General features: G+C 69.4%; 16 protein-coding genes. 9 read left to right on the top strand and 7 right to left on the bottom strand.

What is annotated here, in order from left to right:
• Genes ACK8OR_RS16570 through ACK8OR_RS16555 form a run of 4 tightly spaced genes read left to right on the top strand, consistent with a single transcriptional unit; the run spans position 1 to position 3412 of the window.
• A complete protein-coding gene (locus ACK8OR_RS16570; RefSeq protein WP_410190491.1) occupies positions 1–1083 on the top strand; it encodes an ABC transporter permease in 1083 nt (360 codons plus the stop codon).
• Positions 1080–1364 (top strand): hypothetical protein, encoded by a 285-nt coding sequence (locus ACK8OR_RS16565; protein WP_410190490.1) that lies wholly within the window; start codon positions 1080–1082, stop codon positions 1362–1364. The genes ACK8OR_RS16570 and ACK8OR_RS16565 overlap by 4 nt, the downstream gene beginning before the upstream one ends.
• Complete coding sequence (locus tag ACK8OR_RS16560) at positions 1364–2293, top strand: ABC transporter permease (RefSeq protein WP_410190489.1); 930 nt, start codon at positions 1364–1366, stop codon at positions 2291–2293. Before ACK8OR_RS16565 ends, ACK8OR_RS16560 begins: the two co-directional genes overlap by 1 nt.
• A 30-nt stretch (positions 2294–2323) precedes the next feature.
• Complete coding sequence (locus ACK8OR_RS16555; RefSeq protein WP_410190488.1) at positions 2324–3412, top strand: BMP family ABC transporter substrate-binding protein; 1089 nt, start codon at positions 2324–2326, stop codon at positions 3410–3412.
• A 65-nt stretch (positions 3413–3477) separates the two neighbouring features.
• Here the strand turns inward: ACK8OR_RS16555 and ACK8OR_RS16550 are convergent, their stop codons facing one another.
• Complete coding sequence (locus ACK8OR_RS16550; RefSeq protein ID WP_410190487.1) at positions 3478–3912, bottom strand: RidA family protein; 435 nt, start codon at positions 3910–3912, stop codon at positions 3478–3480.
• A 192-nt stretch (positions 3913–4104) separates the two neighbouring features.
• On the opposite strand from ACK8OR_RS16550, the gene ACK8OR_RS16545 reads away from it, so the two are divergent.
• From ACK8OR_RS16545 to ACK8OR_RS16535, 3 genes are all read left to right on the top strand, one after another.
• Positions 4105–5037, top strand: coding sequence for an aldo/keto reductase (locus ACK8OR_RS16545; RefSeq protein WP_410190486.1), 933 nt, complete (start codon positions 4105–4107; stop codon positions 5035–5037).
• Positions 5038–5106: 69 nt separating this feature from the next.
• The gene (locus tag ACK8OR_RS16540; RefSeq protein ID WP_410190485.1) at positions 5107–6183 is read left to right on the top strand and encodes an NAD(P)/FAD-dependent oxidoreductase; all 1077 of its coding nucleotides are present in this window, start codon (positions 5107–5109) and stop codon (positions 6181–6183) included.
• Complete coding sequence (locus ACK8OR_RS16535) at positions 6180–6833, top strand: DUF938 domain-containing protein (protein ID WP_410190484.1); 654 nt, start codon at positions 6180–6182, stop codon at positions 6831–6833. The genes ACK8OR_RS16540 and ACK8OR_RS16535 overlap by 4 nt, the downstream gene beginning before the upstream one ends.
• Positions 6834–6842: 9 nt before the next feature.
• On the opposite strand, the gene hisG is transcribed toward ACK8OR_RS16535, so the two are convergent.
• The 3 genes from hisG to hisS are packed head-to-tail and all read right to left on the bottom strand — an operon-like array spanning position 6843 to position 10278.
• Complete coding sequence (gene hisG / locus ACK8OR_RS16530) at positions 6843–7532, bottom strand: ATP phosphoribosyltransferase (protein ID WP_410190483.1); 690 nt, start codon at positions 7530–7532, stop codon at positions 6843–6845.
• Complete coding sequence (locus tag ACK8OR_RS16525) at positions 7529–8608, bottom strand: ATP phosphoribosyltransferase regulatory subunit (protein WP_410190482.1); 1080 nt, start codon at positions 8606–8608, stop codon at positions 7529–7531. The genes hisG and ACK8OR_RS16525 overlap by 4 nt, the downstream gene beginning before the upstream one ends.
• A complete protein-coding gene (gene hisS, locus ACK8OR_RS16520; RefSeq protein WP_410190481.1) occupies positions 8605–10278 on the bottom strand; it encodes a histidine--tRNA ligase in 1674 nt (557 codons plus the stop codon). Before hisS ends, ACK8OR_RS16525 begins: the two co-directional genes overlap by 4 nt.
• Before the next feature lie 73 nt (positions 10279–10351).
• Between hisS and ACK8OR_RS16515 the strand changes: the two genes are divergently transcribed.
• Both ACK8OR_RS16515 and ACK8OR_RS16510 read left to right on the top strand, forming a co-directional pair.
• Complete coding sequence (locus ACK8OR_RS16515) at positions 10352–10540, top strand: SlyX family protein (RefSeq protein ID WP_298429346.1); 189 nt, start codon at positions 10352–10354, stop codon at positions 10538–10540.
• 30 nt (positions 10541–10570) lie between these two features.
• Complete coding sequence (locus ACK8OR_RS16510) at positions 10571–11713, top strand: cytochrome P450 (protein WP_410190480.1); 1143 nt, start codon at positions 10571–10573, stop codon at positions 11711–11713.
• Positions 11714–11995: 282 nt separating this feature from the next.
• Here the strand turns inward: ACK8OR_RS16510 and denD are convergent, their stop codons facing one another.
• The 3 genes from denD to nth form a co-directional block, all read right to left on the bottom strand.
• The gene (gene denD / locus ACK8OR_RS16505) at positions 11996–12979 is read right to left on the bottom strand and encodes a D-erythronate dehydrogenase (RefSeq protein ID WP_410190479.1); all 984 of its coding nucleotides are present in this window, start codon (positions 12977–12979) and stop codon (positions 11996–11998) included.
• 192 nt (positions 12980–13171) lie between these two features.
• Complete coding sequence (locus tag ACK8OR_RS16500; protein WP_410190478.1) at positions 13172–14158, bottom strand: adenosine kinase; 987 nt, start codon at positions 14156–14158, stop codon at positions 13172–13174.
• 139 nt (positions 14159–14297) lie between these two features.
• The gene (gene nth / locus ACK8OR_RS16495; protein WP_410190477.1) at positions 14298–14966 is read right to left on the bottom strand and encodes an endonuclease III; all 669 of its coding nucleotides are present in this window, start codon (positions 14964–14966) and stop codon (positions 14298–14300) included.
• Positions 14967–15094 lie beyond the last annotated feature (128 nt).

The following is a 15094-nucleotide window of genomic DNA, read 5'->3' as shown; positions in this document are numbered from 1 at the left end:
ATGATCCATCTCGAACGTCGGCCGACGCCTTCGCGCGTCTGGGGCGCCGCCGCCCCGATCCTCGCCGTCGCGCTGACGATGATCGCGGGCGGGCTGATGTTCGCCTTCCTCGGCGAGGACCCGATCGAGGCGATCCGCACGATCTTCTGGGATCCGGTCTTAGGCGAGTTCGCGTGGTATTTCCGGGGCCAACTTCTCGTGAAGGCCGGGCCGCTTATCCTGATCGCGGTGGGCCTCGCCCTGGGCTTCAGGGCGGGCGTCTGGAACATCGGCGCCGAGGGGCAATACATCGTCGGCGCGATCTGCGGCGCCGCCGCCGGGCTCGCGTTCTACCCCTCCGACAGCTGGCTGATCTTTCCGTTGATGGTGGTCTGCGGGGCGCTGGGCGGTCTTGCTTGGGCGATGATCCCGGCGCTGCTGAGGGTCAAGCTCGGGACGAACGAAATCCTTGTGTCGCTGATGCTGGTCTACGTGGCCGAGAACCTTCTGGCCTCGGCGGCAGTCTCGTGGCTGCGCAACCCGGATGCCGTGGGCTTCCCGGGCTCGCGCAACCTCGGCCAATGGGCGGCGGCGGCGAACCCCGAACTGATCGCGGGGACGGGCGCGCATTGGGGCGTCGTGGCCGCTCTGATCGCGGTCATCTTCGCCTATATCATGCTGACGCGGCACCTTCTGGGGTTCCAGATCCGGCTGACCGGGGCCGCGCCCCGCGCGGCGCGCTTCGCGGGGGTCGATCCGGGGCGGCTGGTCCTGATCTGCTTCGGCCTCTCGGGCCTTCTCGCGGGTCTCGCCGGGCTCTTCGAGGTGACGGGTCCCGCGGGCCAGATCTCCATCGATTTCGCGAGCGGGTACGGCTTCACGGCGATCATCGTGGCCTTCCTCGGGCGGCTGAACCCCTTGGGGATCGTGGCCGCGGGTCTTTTGATGGCGCTCACCTATGTGGGCGGCGACAACGCTGCGACCAATCTCGGGCTTCCGGCCGCCGCGATCTCGGCGTTCCAGGGAATGCTGCTGTTCTTCCTTTTGGCCGTGGACGTGCTGGCGAACTTCCGGGTGCGGATCGGGTCCGGGGTGACGACATGAACCACGCACGAATGGCGCCCCTGATGGGGCTGGCGATGGGCGGAATGATCCCGCTGATGATCCACGGACCCTTGGCGGGCGCAGGCATTGCATTCGTCGCGGCCCATGTCGCGGTGGTGGCGTCGCTGGCGTCGCTGGCACTGATCGCGCCCCGCGTCCGGACCTGGCTCGCCGCGCACCGTCCCGACCGGCGGATGCTCGGGCGGATGGTGCAGGGTGTCGCCGTGGGGTTCGCGGTGGTGTGCACCCATTGCCTCCTGACGTGGCACGGAGGCGCCTGATGGACCTCTCCTCGATCTCCCCCACGCTTCTGATCGCGTCCCTGATGGTGGCCGCGACCCCGATCCTGCTGGCCGCCCTCGGCGAGATGGTGGTGGAGAAATCGGGCGTCCTGAACCTCGGGGTCGAGGGAATGATGATCATGGGCGCGGTCTGCGGCTTCATCGCGGCGATCGAAACCGGCTCGCCCTGGCTCGGGTTCATCATGGCGGCCATCGCGGGCGCGGTGATGGCGCTCCTCTTCGGGTTCCTGACGCAGGTGCTCCTCTCGAACCAGGTCGCGACCGGCCTTGCGCTGACGCTGTTCGGTCTGGGGCTGTCGAGCCTGCTGGGACAGGGATATGTCGGCATCAAGGCCAACTCGCTGGGCCGCATCGACCTCGGCCCCCTGAGCAACCTGCCGTTCGTCGGGCGCGTCCTCTTCGGGCACGACCCGATCGTCTACCTGAGCGTGGCACTCGTCGTCGCGGTCTGGGCGTTCCTTCGGTTCACCCGCGCAGGCCTGATCCTGCGGGCGGTGGGCGAAAGCCACGAGGCGGCGCATGCGCTGGGCTATTCCGTCCGCTTCGTGCGCCTGGCGGCCATCGCATTCGGGGGCGCCTGCGCGGGCCTCGGCGGCGCGTATCTGAGCCTCGTGCGCGTGCCACAATGGACCGAAGGCATGACCGCCGGCGCGGGCTGGATCGCGCTCGCCATCGTGGTCTTCGCGTCCTGGCGGGCTCCGCGCGTTCTGATCGGTGCCTATTTGTTCGGCGGCATCACGGTGTTGCAGCTTAACCTTCAGACGGCCGGCGCGCGCATCCCCGTCGAGCTTCTGTCGGCGGCGCCCTACCTTGTCACCATCCTCGTGCTCGTGCTTATTTCGCTCCGTGCCGGGAGGGGCGGGGATGCGCCCGCCGACCTGGGCAAGCCATTCCACGCGTCCCGCTGAAGAGGACGCGCCACCACTGGGGAGATACCGATGAAATTCACCACCCTGCTTGCAGGCGCGATGAGCCTTGCGCTGACCGGCGCGGCCTTTGCCCAGGACGATCCGGTCAAGGTCGGCTTCGTCTATGTCGGGCCGATCGGCGATGGCGGCTGGACCTACCAGCACGACCAGGGTCGTCTTGCCGTCGAAGAGGAGTTCGGCGACCAAGTCGAGACCGTCTTCCAGGAAAGCGTACCCGAGGGCGCCGATGCCGAACGGGTCATCACCCAGATGGCATTGGGCGGGGCCGACATCATCTTCACCACGTCGTTCGGTTACATGGACCCGACCAACGCGGTCGCCGCCAAGTTCCCGGACGTGAAGTTCGAGCATGCGACCGGCTACAAGCGCGAGCATCCGAATGTCTCGACCTATGACGCGCGCTTCTACGAGGGCCGGGCCGTGATCGGCACCATCGCGGGCCACATGACCGAGACCAACAAGATCGGCTACATCGCGTCCTTCCCGATCCCCGAGGTCATCCAGGGCATCAACTCGTCCTTCCTGCATGCGCAGAAGGTGAATCCGGATGTCGAGATGGTCGTGACTTGGGCCTATACCTGGTTCGACCCCGCCAAGGAGGCCGATGCCGCCCGCGCCATGATCGACCAGGGTGTCGACGTCATCCTGCAGCACACCGATTCGACCGCGCCGCAGGCGGCCGCACAGGAGGCCAACGAGAACGGTGGCCGCGTGTTCACCTTCGGTCAGGCCTCCGACATGGCGGCCTTCAAGCCGAGCCCCCGGATCGCGTCGATCATCGACGACTGGTCGCCCTACTACATCAAGCGTGTGGGCGAGCTGATCGACGGCACCTACGAGCAGACGGCATCCTGGGGCGGCATGCCCGAGGGCGAGGTCGTGATCGGCGAGATCACCGCCGAGGTGCCCGCCGAGGTCAAGGCCGAGGCCGAAGCCATGATCGCCGCCATCACCGACGGCAGCTATCATCCCTTCACCGGCCCGATCACCAAGCAGGACGGCTCGGTCTTCCTCGCTGATGGCGAAGTGGCAGATGACGGCGCGCTGGCGACGATGGACTTCTACGTCGAGGGCATCGAGGGCGATATCCCGAACTGATCCGGTCTCGATCCGGACAAGGCGCCCGGCGGGTTCTCCGCCGGGCGTCTTGCGTTCGGGGGGCGTCAGCCGTGGAGGGCGCGCGCGGTGTCCGGCATCGTGAAGCGGGACGTGGGGATTTCGGCCGTGCCGTTGATCTCGACGAGGAGGCGCGGATCGTAGAGCGCGGCCACCTCGAGCGTCGTCGTGACGGGATAGGGCGGCGAGAAGACCTGCTTCCGGACCTCGCTGCAGGCCATGAACGCGGCGATGTCGGTCGTGAACTGGTTCAGCGCGACGATATCCGACATCCGGCCACCCATCGGCGCGAGAGTATCGGCGAGGTTCCGCAGGACCTGCCGGACCTGCATTTCCATATCGCCTTCGCCAACGATCTGCCCGGAGGCATCGAGCGCCACCTGTCCCTTCAGCAGGACCGTCTGCCCAGTCCCGACGATGACGGATTGCGAGAACGCGCCGAAGGGCGCCCATATGTCGGGCGGGTCGAAGCTGTGGGCCATGTCGTCCTCCGCCGCGGGCCGGTGATGGGGCGAGTTCGCATGCCGTCGCCCAGATCGGCGAAAGCCTAGTCAGATCGCGTCCCGTCGTCACGCGGGCGCTGGACCACCACGCGCCCCGATCTCGAACACCGGCGTGGGCGAAGATCTGAAATCGCGGCTCGCAAATCCGCCGGTTTCGGGAAACACTCGCATATGACCGACCTCACCAGCCTCGACGGCACCCCGATCTCGTCCCTGTGCTTCGGCACCATGCAATTCGGCGGCACGGCCGACGAGCCCGCCAGTCGGGCCATGTACGACGACTGCCGCGCCGCCGGGGTCAACTTCTTCGACACCGCCCATGTCTATACCGGGGGCGCGTCCGAGACGATGCTGGGCGCCATGGTCGGACCCGAGCGCGACCGCGTCGTCGTCGCCACCAAGGCGGCATACGGGGGCGGCGCGTCGCGGCAGAACATCCTCGACTCGCTCGACGAAAGCCGCAGGCGGCTGGGCCTTGACGTGATCGACATCCTTTACATGCACCGCTGGGATGGCGGCACGCCGCTGGAGGAGACGTTCGAGACGCTTGCCCGCCTGCAATCGGACGGTACCGTGCGTCATCTCGGGGTCAGCAACTATGCCGCGTGGCAGGTGATGAAGGCGCAGGGTGTCGCCGCCGCGCTGGGCACCCGCATCGCGATCATGCAACCGATGTACAACCTCGTGAAGCGGCAGGCGGAGGTCGAGCTCCTGCCGATGGCGCTGGATCAGGGGATCGCGGTCGCGCCCTATTCGCCGCTGGGAGGCGGGCTTCTGACTGGAAAATACGCCGATGGCGGCGAGGGGCGCATCCGCAGCGACGAGCGATACGCCGCACGTTACGGACAGGACTGGATGCACGAGACGGCGACGGCCCTCGGCGCGCTGGCCCGCGAACGCGGCGTCGATTCCGCGACGCTCGCCGTGGCGTGGGCGATGGGCCAGCCAGGCGTCACGGCGCCGATCGTCAGCGCGCGGTCGCCCGAACAACTGGCCCCCTCGCTCGCGGCGGCGGCGTTCGAAATGGACGACGCCCTGCGCGACCGCATCACCGCCCTGTCGCGCGCGCCCGCCCCCGCCACGGATCGCCTCGAGGAGGCATGAGGCGCGTCGGAGCGACCGCCTGCGCCTAGCCCTTTGCCATGCCCCGCGTCCCGTGACAGGTTCCGGACCATGTACGATTTTCTGATCATCGGCGGTGGCATTGCCGGGCTGGCCGCGGGGCAGGCGCTGGCGGGGCTGGGGCGCGTGCTCGTCCTCGAAGCGGAAGCCGCAATCGGGCATCATGCCTCCGGGCGGTCGGCGGCGCTGTTCGAGGAAAGCTACGGCAAGCCCGCCGTGATCGCGCTCAACCGGGCGTCGCGCGCCGATCACGCGGCGGCCGGCCATCTCAGCGCGCGCGGCTTTCTTCTCGTGGCGGTCGAGGGCGAAGACGCCGCATTCGAGGCCGATCTCCAGGCCATGTCCATCGCCGAGATGCCCGTCGCCGATGCCCGGACGCGGGTCCCGATCCTGTCGGACGCGGTGACCCGTGCCGCCTTCGAGCCGGATGCGATGGACCTCGACACCGACGCGATGCTGCAGGCGGGCGCCCGCGCGGTCCGCGCCGGCGGCGGCGCCGTTCTGACTGGCGCGCGGGTCGATGGCATCGCGCGCATGGCCGGCGGTTGGCAGGTGCGGGCCGGGGCCGAGACCCACGAGGCCCGGACGCTCGTGAACGCGGCGGGGCCCTGGGCCGATGCGGTGGCGCGGATGGCGGGTGCCACCCCGCTCGGTCTGACGCCCCTTCGCCGGTCGATGGCCCGGCTCAAGGCCCCAGGTGGTCACGATGTCCGCGGCTGGCCGATGCTGATGGGCGCGGGCGAGAGCTGGTACGCCAAGCCCGATGCGGGCGCGTGGATCGTGTCCCCCGCCGAAGAGGACCCGTCCGAGCCGCTCGACGCCTTCGCCGACGACATGGTGCTGGCCGAGGGGCTGGCCCGCTATCAGGAAGCCGTGAAGGAGGAGGTGACGCGCCCCATCGCGACCTGGGCGGGCTTGCGGACCTTCACCCTCGACCGCCTGCTGGCGATCGGCCCGTCGGAGCTGGACGGCTTCTGGTGGAGCGCGGGACAGGGGGGCTACGGCTTCCAGACCGCGCCCGCCGCCGCGCGTCTGCTGGCCGATCGGATCGCCGGCCGCGGCTCGGAACTTGGGGCCGAGACCGTCGCCGCCCTCGATCCGCGTCGCTTCCTGCGGATGACAGCATGATCCGCCGCCTTGACCTGCCCGACACGGCCGGCGCGGTCGACGGTTCGGGTCTTTTGCACGCGCCGTCGGCGGACCGGAACCGCGAGGCGATCCTCGAGGCGCTGCTGCCGCGCCTGCCCCGGCAGGGCGACGTACTGGAACTGGCCTCGGGCACGGGGCAACACATCGCCGCGCTGGCCGCGCATCGGCCCGACCTGTCCTTTCATCCGACCGAACCCGATCCCGAACGGCGCGCGGCCATCGACGCCCGCTGCCGGGGCCTCTCCAATGTCGCACCGGCGGGCGATGTCGACGCCTGCACGCCGGGCTGGTCGCTGGAGGGCACGGCCGAGGCGGTGATGGTGGTGAACCTGCTGCATCTCATCTCGGATGCCGAGATGTCGGTACTCCTCGACGAGGCCGTGCGCGTCCTGTCGCCCGGCGGCCTCCTGGCGATCTACGGCCCGTTTCTCCGGGGCGGGGTCGCGACCTCGCCCGGCGATCTGACCTTCGACGCGAGCCTGCGCGCGCAGGACAGCGCCATCGGTTTCAAGGAGGTCGAGGTGGTCGAGACCGTGCTGGTGGCGATGGGGCTCGAAGTCGAGCGGATCGCCATGCCTGCCAACAACCTAATGATCATCGGGCGCGTGCCGACCCTGCCTGGCTTCTGAGGCGTCGCCCTAGCCCTGTGCGAGGATCGGCCGCAGCCGGTCCAGTTCGGACCGTTCGGCCTCGGACCAGTCGGCGACGCGGGAGCGGAAGAGCGTCGCCTGGCTCGCGTGGATCGGGCCGCCGTCGAGCACCTTGAGGTGGTTCGCCCGCAGCGTCTCGCCGGTCGAGGTGATGTCGGCGATGGCTTCGGCGGTGCCGTTCAGCACCGTGCCCTCGGTCGCGCCCTGGCTGTCGACGAGCGCGTAATCGGCGACGCCGTGCTCGGTCAGGTACTCGCGCACCAGACGGTGATACTTGGTTGCGATCCTCAGCCTGTGGCCATGGGTGGCGCGGAACTGGGCGGCGACCGCGTCCAGATCGTCGGGCGTGTCGCAATCGACCCAGACCTTCGGGACGGCGAGGATCAGGTCGGCGTGGCCGAACCCCATCGGGGCCAGCGGCTCGACGCGGTCGGCCCAACCGACCATCTTCTCGCGCACGAGATCGCTGCCGGTGACGCCCAGGTGGATGCGCCCGGCGGCCAGCTCGCGCGGGACTTCGCCCGCCGAAAGGAGCACCAGCGCGATCTCGGCGCCCGCGACCGCGCCCGCGTATTCGCGGTCCGATCCGGTGCGGGTGAGGGTCAGGCCGCGCGCGCCGAACCAGTCGAAGGTCTTCTCCATCAGGCGACCCTTGGACGGAATACCGAGCCGGATCATGGCGCGTCCTCCAGAAGGCCGGGGCGGATGACGCCGCCCACCGCGGGGATCGAACGGCCCTCGCCCAGGATCGCGGTCAGCGCGTCGTATCGACCGCCGGTGGCGACCGTGCGCCCGCCGCGCATGAAGGTGAAGGTGAAGCCGTCGTAATACTCCATCGCCGTGCGTCCCCGCGCCGGTGCGAAGGGCAGGCGGGCCGGGTCGTGGCCGCGCGCGGCCAATGCGTCGGCCCGCGCCTCCAGCCGGTCGGCGGCCGGGTCCAGCGCCGGCAGGTCCACGGCGAGATCGCGGATGCGGGAAACGGCCTCGGAGAGCGGCGCGTCCAGCATCAGAAGCGCGTCGATCGCATCGGCCTCGGGGCCCGGCAGCGGCGCGGTCGCCGCATCCTCGGCCAGCGCGGCAAGGCGCGCCGCGATCTCGGGTGTCTCCCGCAGACCGATGGCGGGACCGGCCTCGGCGACGATGGCGTCGGGTGCCTCGGCGGCGAGGCGTGCCAGCAGGGTCGCACGGGCGGGTGTGGGGGCGGCACGCCCGGTGAACCGGTCCATCAGACGGCGAAAGCGGCGCGGACGCCAGACATGCCGACGGAGCGCGGCGCGGCGGCGGTCGGTCGTCGTCAGGCCCTCGACCGCCGCGATCACGAGCCCAAGATCGCCGAGAGCGGGGGCAGGCGCCCAGGGGCCAAGCGCCATGGCGATCAGGTCGAACACCTCGGCATCCGCGGCTGCGGGATCGGTGCGGTCGAACACCTCGTAGCCGACCTGGAGATACTCGCGGGGACGGCCCTCGTCGGCCTCCTGCCGCCGGAAGACCTCGCCCGCGTAGCAATAGCGCGCGGGCTCGGCCCCATGGGCCATGTGGGACTGCACGACGGGCACCGTGAAATCCGGGCGCAGCATCGTCTCGCCGCGCAGCGGGTCCTGCGTGACGAAGGCACGCGCGCGGATATCCTCGCCGTAGAGGTCCAGCAGCGTCCCCGCCGGTTGCAGGATCGAGGTCTCGACCGGCTGCGCCCCGGTCGCGGCGAAGGTCGCGAGCAGGTCGGCGGCGCGGGCGCGGTCGGCGGCGGTGATCATGGGGCGTCCGGGTCGAAACCCTCGGGGAGAGGCAGGCCGTGGAGGCGGTAGATGCGGGCAATTTCCCCGAGCAGTTCGGCGCCGGTCGCGACCTTGGTCTGAGAGGGATGGTCCTTCCATTCCTCGACCGATGCGCCCTCGGCAAGCTTGGCACCGAGGATCAGGTCCTTGACCTGCACCTTGCCTTCTGCGGCCTCCTCCGAACCCTGGATGATCGCTGCGGGGGCGCCCCGCTTGTCGGCATATTTGAGCTGATTGCCGAAGTTCTTGGGGTTCCCGAGATAGACCTCGGCCCGGATGCCGGCCTGCCGCAGGGTGGCGACGATGGACTGGTAGTCGGCCATCCGGTCGCGATCCATGACCGTGACGACGACGGGGCCGCCGGTCGGGGGCGCGGCGTCGCGCTTCATGCGGAGCGCGGCGAGCAACCGGTCGACGCCGATGCTGACGCCGGTGGCAGGCACCTGCTGGCCGGTGAAGCGCGTCACGAGGTCGTCGTAGCGTCCGCCACCCGCGACGGAGCCGAACTGCCGCGGGTGACCCTTCTCGTCGGTGATCTCGAAGGTAAGCTCGGCCTCGTAGACAGGACCGGTGTAGTAGCCGAGGCCGCGCACGACGGAGGGAGCAATCCGCAACCGGTGGTCGTTCCGGCCCGTCTCGGTAAGAAGAGACACGATCTGACGCAAGGCCTCGACGGCAGCCCAGCCCTTGTCGTGCGGTTTCATCAGTTCGCCGAGGTAGTCCAGGACCTCCGCATTCCATAGACGGCGCCCGGAGCCCTTCGCGGGCCAGTTTTGTCGCGTGGCTTCGTGGGTGGAGTCTCGTGCGGAATGGAGACGGCTCTCTTCCTCGGTGTCGCCCTCGTCGCGTGCGCGCGCCGCCCGGCGTGCGAGCCGGTCATTGACGCGATCATCGGTCAAGACGAATTCCATGACCTTGTCGATCTGCAACTGGGTGAGGCCCGCACCTACGGTGACGTCGCCACTCTTGTCCTCCCTGCCTTCACCCAGCAATTGACGGACGCCATGCGGCTGCAGGCGGTCAAGCTTATCGATTGCGCGGAGCACGATTCCACGCGTCGAGGGATCATCCGCAACCTCCGCGATGTCGAGGATCGCGTCTAGTAATCGGCGGTCATTGAGCTGGATCACGTAGTCGTCGCCCGAGATTCCCACGCTTTCCAGAGCGTCCCCAAGCATCGCGCAAATTTCCGCATCCGCCGCCACGCTCGCCGACCCCACCGTATCCGCATCGCATTGATAGAACTGCCGGAACCGTCCCGGGCCCGGCTTCTCGTTGCGCCAGACGGGGCCCATCGCGTAGCGGCGATAGGGCGTGGGCAGGTCGTTGCGGTTCTCGGCATAGACGCGGGCCAGGGGTGCCGTCAGGTCGTAGCGGAGCGCCAGCCAGTCGCCGGGCTTGTCGCTCTCCTCACCCTCCTGCCACGCGAAGACGCCCTCGTTGGGGCGATCCACGTCCGGAAGGAACTTGCCCAGCGCCTCGACCGTCTCGACCGCCGAGGATTCCAACGGATCGAACCCGTAGCGGTGATAGACCTCGGCGATCCGGTCCAGCATCGCCTTGCGCTCGGTGACGTCCGCGCCGAAATAGTCGCGGAAGCCCTTGGGCGGGGCGGCCTTGGGGCGGGGCGTTTTCTTGATCTTGGCCATGGGTCGGGTTCCTGTCCGTCGCGCGACCGTCTACGACCCGCCCACCCGTGCCGCAACCCGCAGAGGCCGTTCCATGCAGGACCTGGAAGAACGCATCGCCCACTTGACCCGCGCGGTCGAGGACCTGTCGGACGTGGTCGCGCGCCAGGCGGGCGAGATCGACGCATTGGAGCGCAAGGTCGCGCGCCTCGTCGAACGGCAGGCGCCGGAGGGCGGCGAAGGTGGTGTCGTGCTGGGCGACGAGCGTCCGCCCCATTGGTGATGCGGGCGGCAGGGCGCTAGGGTCGCGGCCATGATCCTGACCGACCTGCCCGCGGGCTTCCACGACGACCCCTGGCCGCATTACGCGGCCCTTCGCGAAGCGGGCGCGGTGCGGCAGCCCGACGGGTCGGTGCTGGTGGGCCGGCACGCCGACCTGACCGCGATCTACAAGAACACCGCGACCTATCGCAGCGACAAGCGCGAGGTCTTCGCGCCGAAATACGGCGACGGGCCGCTCTTCCGGCACCACACGACCTCGCTCGTCTTCAACGACCCGCCCCTGCACACGCGCGTCCGCCGCGTGTTGACCGGCGCGTTGACCCCGCGCGCGCTCGAGGGGCTGCGGCCCCGCCTCGAGGCGCTGGTGGACGGGCTGTTGGACCGGTTCGCGGGCGGCTGTGCGATCGAGGGCTTCGCGGCCGCGATCCCGGTCGAGGTGATCGGCGACCTCCTCGACGTGCCGCGCGACGAACGTGGGCCGCTGCGGGGGTGGTCGCTGGCGATCCTCGGCGCGCTGGAACCGGCGCTGACGGCGGAGCAACTGCGCGGGGGGGAGGAGGCCGTCGTGGCCTTCGAGGCCTACCTCCGCCAACTCGTGGCCCGGCGTCGGGCGGCCCCGGGCGACCCCGAGACGGATGTGCTGACCCGGTTAATCGAGGGCGGTGACCTGTCCGAGACGGAGCTCCTGCACAACTGCATCTTCATCCTGAACGCGGGCCACGAGACGACGACGAACCTGATCGGCAACGCGCTCTGGCTGCTCGACCGGGACCGCGCGGCACGAACCTACCCCGTTGCGGCTTTGATCGAGGAGACGTTGCGCCTCGAAAGCCCCAACCAGTTCGGCAATCGCCAGACGACGGCGCCGGTCACGCTACACGGGGTCGAGCTGCCCGTCGGGACGGATGTGCATCTCTGCATCGGGGCGGCCAATCGCGACGCGGCGGTCTTCGCCAACCCCGACCGCATCGCGCCCGATCCCGGCCCGCCCCGCCACCTCGCCTTCGCCGCCGGGCCGCATGTCTGCGTCGGGCTGACATTGGCTCGGATGGAGGGGCGGATCGCGCTTGAGCGGTTCCTCGCGCGGCACCCGGATTACCGCGTCACGAATTGCAGGCGATCGTCCCGCGTCCGGTTCCGGGGATTCGACGGCCTCGACGTCGCCCTCGGCTGAACCCGTCCGTCCGCCTGGTTGGGCGCAAAGACGCGGCCGTTAATCATCAATTGCGATTCGCCGGGTGAAGCTGGGCGGGCGGTACAGGCAGGCATGCCGATGACCTCGAGCGAAGACGCCTCCGTCGCCGGGCACCCGGTATCCCTCCCGGCGGCCGGGCGACGGAGTGCCTGTCGTCTTTGCTCGTAGAAATATGCAATCCGGCTCTCGAAGGGGCGACCCGGTCCATCATGTCGCCTGCGTCTCTCGCGGGGCCGGGGATCGGTGTCTGCGTCCCGCCGCCTAGCCGTTCGAGACCGGGATGGTCCCGTCCAGCTCATCCTCGACATGCGCACGGATGATCGTGTCCATATCGGGCTCGGCCTCGAACCCCAGGGACCGGGCGCGTTCTGGATCGAAGGCGCGGGGCCAGTTGCCGACGATGGTCGCGACAGTCTCGTCAGGCACATGGCGGATCAGCGCGGTGGCCTTCGGTCCGGCCACCCGTTCGAGCGCCGCGATCTCGTCGGCGACGGTCGCATCGACGCCCGGCAGGTTCAACGCCCGCGACTGGCCCATCGGCGCAAGGTCCATTTCGGCGGCATGGAGCAGGAACCCGACCGCCGCACGGGGCGACGCGAACCAGTGGCGCGTCGTGTCCGGCACCGGAAGCACCGCCTCCTGTCCGATCAGCGGCTCGCGCAGGATCGACGAATAGAACCCGGAGGCGGCGGCGTTGGGCTTGCCGGGCCGGATGCAGATCGTCGGGAACCGGAGCGAGATCCCGTCCATCAGGCCCTTGCGGCTGAGATCGTCGATCAGCATCTCGCCCATCAGCTTCTGCGTGCCGTAGCTGGTCAGCGGGCGGGGCTGGAACGCGTCGTCGATCACGTCGGGCAGCGGCGTGCCGAAGACGGCGATGGACGAGGTGAAGACGAAGCGCGGGCAGTAGTCGGACTGCGCCACGATGGCGTCGCACAGCGCGACGGTACCGCCGAGATTGACCGCGTATCCCATGGACGTCTTCGCTTCCGCCTCGCCCGAGACGATCGCCGCGAGGTGGAAGATCACGTCGGGGCGGGACTCGATCAGGGCCGGTCCGGCCGCCGGATCGGCCAAATCGACCGCCAGGGCCGCCCCCGGCGTTCCGACCGGAAGCGTCGGCGCGACCACGTCGACAAGTGTCAGCGCGGTGATCGGCTGACCCTGCAGGGTCCCGCGTGCGATCAGGGCCTCGGTCAGCTTGCGACCGATCATTCCAGCAGCGCCGGTGACGAGGATATGCATGAAGGGCCTCCCTGGGGGTTTGGGGGGACGCTAGCCGGGTGACGGTGCGGGGGCCACCCCGGTCCGGCGGATGGGGCGCCGCAGCGATCCGGGCCGTGGCCGTGGCTGCGCTAGACGAGGACGGGTCCCGGATGGCGCGTCCGTGCTGTCACGTCGGTTCGTGGCCGCAGTCCAGGCAGCGATCCCGCAGGGTCAGACGAGCCCTTCGTGACGGAACAGGTCCATCACGTCGACCATGGGACGCGGGCCGATATGGCCGATCACCTCGCGGGCGCAGACCACGCCCATGCGCGCCGCCGTCTCCAGGTCGCGCCCCGAGGCCAGACCGTAGAGGAACCCGGCGGCGAACTGGTCGCCCGCGCCGGTGGCGTCCACCACGGTCGCAGGCGTGACCGGCGCAGTGACGCGGGTATCGCCCGAGCGAATCCAGACATCTTCGCCCGAGCGGGTGCAGGCGACGATCTCGCAGACCTCGGCGGCCATGCCGATCGCGCGGTCGAGATCGTCGGTCTCGTAGAGGGTGGTCCATTCGGCGGCGTTGCCGATGGCCACATCCATGTCCTCGGCGATCAGGCGCTGGAAGTCGGCGCGGTGCCGCTCGGCGCAGAACGGGTCGGAGATGGTGATGGCAGAGCGGCCACCCGCGGCCTTCATGCGTGTCGCAGCCTCGGAGAAGGCGGTCTTCCCCTCGTCCTTGTCGAAGAGATAGCCTTCGAGAAACAGGATCCCGCCGCCGCCGAACACCTCCGGTACGTCCGACGAGGCGATGTCCGCGCCTGCGCCGAGATAGGTGTTCATCGACCGCTCGCCATCCGGCGACACGAAGATCATCGACCGCGAGGTCGGCAGATCGACCTGCTGCGGTGGATGCGGAAATGCCGTGCCGGACGCCTCCATCGTCTGGGCGTAGAACCGGCCGAGCGCGTCGTCCTTCACCTTGCCGATGAAGGCGGTCGTCAGGCCCATCGCGCCGATCCCGGCCAGCGTGTTGGCGACCGAGCCGCCCGGCGCCTCGACCCGTTCGGACATCGAAGCGTAGAGGAGTTCCGCGCGGTCGCGCTCGATCAGCTGCATGATGCCCTTCTCGATGCCCATCTGGTCGAGGAACGTGTCGGTCGAGGGCGAGATGACATCCACGATGGCGTTGCCGATGCCGATCACGTCGAAGCTCTGGGTCATGCAGATGGCCTTTCGGAAGATCGCCCCGCAGGCGCGGGACGATCCGCCGGGGGGCTCCGCCCCCCGGACCCCCCGAGGTATTTCGGGCCAGAGGAACAGGATTGAGGTTGCCGCGTCCTGCCGTGTCGGACGCGCGGGATCAAGCCCGACCGGGCGGTTCGGTCTTGTCGTCGTAGGGGCAGAGATCGGCGATGAGGCAGGCCGGGCATTTCGGCTTGCGGGCGAGGCAGGTGTAACGGCCGTGCAGGATGAGCCAATGATGGGCGTGATGCTGGTAGGGGGCGGGGACGTTGTCCTCGACGGCGCGCTCGACGGCGTCGACGTCCTTTCCCGGCGCGATCCGCGTGCGGTTGCCCACCCGGAAGATATGCGTGTCGACCGCCTGGGCGGGATGGCCCCACCACATGTTGAGCACGACGTTGGCGGTCTTTCGGCCGACGCCGGGCAGCGACTGGAGCGCCGCGCGCGAGCAGGGCACCTCGCCGCCGTACTCCTCGACGAGGATGCGGCTGAGCTTGATGACGTTCTTCGCCTTCTGGCGAAAGAGGCCGATCGTCTTGATGTGTTCGGTCACCCCGTCCTCGCCCAGCGCCAGCATCTTCCCGGGCGTATCGGCCACCGCGAAGAGGCCGCGGGTCGCCTTGTTCACGCCGGCATCGGTCGCCTGCGCCGAGAGCGCCACGGCGACGACGAGCGTGTAGGCGTTGACGTGTTCGAGCTCGCCCTTGGGCTCGGGCTCGGCGGCTTGGAACCGGGCGAAGATCTCGGACTGGACGGCATAGGCTAGGGGTGGGGGGAGCTTGGCCATGGCCTCGGGGTATGACGCAGGAGGCGGGTCGCGGGCAAGTCGCGGCGTCCGCGCCGGAACCCGCAGGAAGCGGGTCGCGGCGCGCGTAGACGCGGCTTAGGTTCGGGGTTCAATCGAGGAGGTGCGCA

It is taken from the genome of Jannaschia halovivens, assembly GCF_046452375.1.
In the GTDB taxonomy this organism is placed as follows: domain Bacteria; phylum Pseudomonadota; class Alphaproteobacteria; order Rhodobacterales; family Rhodobacteraceae; genus Jannaschia; species Jannaschia halovivens.
This window is presented reverse-complemented; position numbering and strand designations above follow the sequence as displayed.